Here is a 2,650-nt window from a genome sequence, read left to right on the forward strand (position 1 = left end):
GAGAGCACTTTCGTCTGGGCGTCGGGCATCAGATAGATCAGCAGGTTGCGGCACGATATCATGTCGAGCCGGGAGAAGGGCGGATCGGCCAGCACGTCTTGGATGGTGAACACCACCACCGCGCGCAGTTCCGGCGAAACGCGATAGCCCTGTTCCTCGCGCACGAAAAAGCGCGACAGCCGCGCCGGCGAGACGCCCTTGGCGATCGCCTCCGGGTAGAGCCCCTCGCGCGCCGCAGCGACGGCCTCGGGATCGACGTCGGAGGCGAAAACCTGCAGCCTGATATTGAGTTTGGCGGCGGTGATCGCTTCGCGAAACAGCATCACCAGGGAGTAGGTTTCTTCGCCGGTGCTGCAGCCGGCAACCCAGAGACGGATCGGCTGGTCAGACCCGCGGCCGTGGATCAGGCTGGGGATGACCTGGCCGGCCAGCACGTCGAACACCCGCGGATCACGAAAAAAACTGGTGACGTTGATGAGCAGATCCTTGATCAGAAGATCGCGCTCGCGCTGGTCGGTGCGGAGGATTTCGAGATAGCCTTCGACGTCATCGGCGGCGAGCGCGGCCATCGCCATGCGCCGCTCAATACGGCGTTGCAGGGTTCCGGGCTTGTAATGGGTGAAATCGTGCTCGGTCTGGCCGCGCAGGAACGTGATCACGCGCGCCAGGTGATCGGGCGCCAGCGCGGGCGGCGGCGGCGCCTCGGGGGCGGAGGTCGGCGCCGCCCGCTGGGGGCTGAGCGCCGACGGGATTTCCGCCACCGCCAGCACGCGATCGACGAGACCGGTCGCGATCGCGCTCCGCGGCATCCCGTCATAGCTCGCCTCGGTGGGATCCTGGGCGAGAACCATGCCGCCATGCTGCTTCACCGCCTTGAGGCCGAGACAGCCATCGGACCCGGTGCCCGAGAGGATCACGCAAATCCCGCGCTGACCATAAACGAGCGCAAGCGTGGTGAGGAGATGATCGAACGGCAGACGGGCGCCGTGGCGTGCTTCCGGTTGCGAGACATGGAGCCCGCCGGCGGCGACCGAAAGATAGCGCCCGGGCGGAATGACGTAGAGATGATCGGGCACGATCGGCATGCCCTCGCTCGCCTGCACGACGGCCATGGTGGTGGCGCTGGAAAGCAGATCGACCAACATGCTCCCATGGTTGGGATCGAGATGCTGGACCAGGATGAACGCCATGCCGGTGTCGGCCGGCAAGGCATGCAAAAGCCGCCGACAGGCCTCGAGCCCGCCCGCCGAGGCGCCGATCGCCACCACCGGGAAATCGTCCCGATCTTTCTCGACGCGCATCGCCGCCCGCGAACGCGCCGCAGGTTGCGCGCGCGTGGCACCGGCGTCTGGCGATCTTGCATGGCGCATGGGCGTTACTTTCCAACCGGGCGCGAAGTGGCAGGGGCAGACAGCCTTGTCCATCGCCTTCGGTCATACTGGCGAGCGTTGGCCCGGCGCCGCGCGATGTCAACCAAAAAGGCGGCTGCAAAACACCGCCTTAGCGGGTTTGGGTACTCTCCGAGTCTGGCCTTCACGCGCCGCGCGCCTAGGGTTGCAAGGATGGTGGTCGATCTCGACCCCTTCGTTTCAATCCCTGAGCCTTGCCGCGATGGGATAGGCGGGATCGCAGCCGTTTCCATCACGTGGGCCGGACAGAGGGGAAGAATGCGATGGCGGTCGTGAGGCGGAGCAGGCTTTGGGTGATCACCGCCGGACGCTGGAGCGCCGCTGAGCGGCGGGGACGCGATCTCATCGCCGGCAGTGCATTGCTGGTGTTGACGCTGCCGGTCACGGTGGTCGCGGCGGGGCTGATCAAACTCGATTCGCCGGGCCCGGTTTTCTATCGTCAGAGCCGGGTCGGGCGGCATGGCAAAACTTTCACCCTGCTCAAATTCCGCAGTATGCGGGTCGATGCCGAGCGCGACGGCCCGCGCTGGGCCAGCGTCGGCGACCCGCGGGTGACGCGGGTGGGCAGGTTTTTGCGCCTGACGCGCATTGACGAATTGCCACAGCTCCTCAATGTCCTGCGCGGCGACATGAGCCTGATCGGGCCACGGCCCGAGCGGCCGCATTTCGTCGACCAGCTCGCCCAGGTCGTTCCGGACTATCAGAGCCGGCACGAAATCCCACCGGGGATCACCGGCTGGGCGCAGGTCAATTATCCCTACGGCGCCTCGGTTGAAGACGCGCGTCACAAGCTGACTTATGACCTCTATTATCTCCGCCATCGCAGCCGCGGGTTGGATTTTCGGATCCTGTTGCGCACGGTGCGAGTGGTGTTGTTCGGGATCGGCGCGCGTTAACCGCGCGCGGTCGCTGATCGCGTTCCGTCAACGCGGACGCACGCACGACGGCACGACGATCGGCCATCCACCGCGGCGACGCCGCCACCGCGGTGGAGCTGCTCTTGCCGGCAGTGATCGTCAAGCGGGCGAGTTGCTACCGGCACGGGTATGCCTGCGAACAAACCCCAGAGCGGCGAGCGCAAGCGCCAATATCCCGATCGACCGTGGCTCTGGCACTGCGAGATTGGGATTGGAATTGAACGTACCGCCGACGCTCGGCTCGACGGCCGTCGAAGCCTGGCTCCAGGTCTCGGTCAATTCGGCGGGCTGGCTGTTTAACATGGCGCTCGAATCCGTGAACGT

At 65.8% G+C, this 2,650-nt stretch carries 3 protein-coding genes; 1 reads left to right on the forward strand and 2 read right to left on the reverse strand.

All coding sequences use genetic code 11. The features are described 5' to 3' along the window. The coding region (locus ACP5M5_RS14605; RefSeq protein ID WP_427938572.1) for a chemotaxis protein CheB at nt 1-1,301 on the reverse strand (1,301 nt) is incomplete at its 3' end. Between the two features lie 371 nt (nt 1,302-1,672). Between ACP5M5_RS14605 and ACP5M5_RS14610 the strand changes: the two genes are divergently transcribed. Next, a complete protein-coding gene (locus tag ACP5M5_RS14610) occupies nt 1,673-2,305 on the forward strand; it encodes an exopolysaccharide biosynthesis polyprenyl glycosylphosphotransferase (RefSeq protein ID WP_427938574.1) in 633 nt (210 codons plus the stop codon). A 120-nt stretch (nt 2,306-2,425) separates the two neighbouring features. Here the strand turns inward: ACP5M5_RS14610 and ACP5M5_RS14615 are convergent, their stop codons facing one another. Continuing rightward, nucleotides 2,426-2,629, reverse strand: a complete 204-nt coding sequence (locus ACP5M5_RS14615; RefSeq protein WP_427938575.1) for a PEP-CTERM sorting domain-containing protein — start codon at nt 2,627-2,629, stop codon at nt 2,426-2,428. Nucleotides 2,630-2,650 lie beyond the last annotated feature (21 nt).

It is taken from the genome of Acidibrevibacterium sp., from assembly GCF_049965395.1.
GTDB classification, from domain to species: Bacteria; Pseudomonadota; Alphaproteobacteria; order Acetobacterales; family Acetobacteraceae; genus Acidibrevibacterium; species Acidibrevibacterium fodinaquatile.

Excerpts from the sequence above, each read along its gene's own strand:
- ACP5M5_RS14615 (WP_427938575.1), bottom strand. The coding sequence starts at position 2,629 with ATGTTAAACAGCCAGCCCGCCGAATTGACCGAGACCTGGAGCCAGGCT.
- ACP5M5_RS14610 (WP_427938574.1), top strand. The coding sequence starts at position 1,673 with ATGGCGGTCGTGAGGCGGAGCAGGCTTTGGGTGATCACCGCCGGACGC.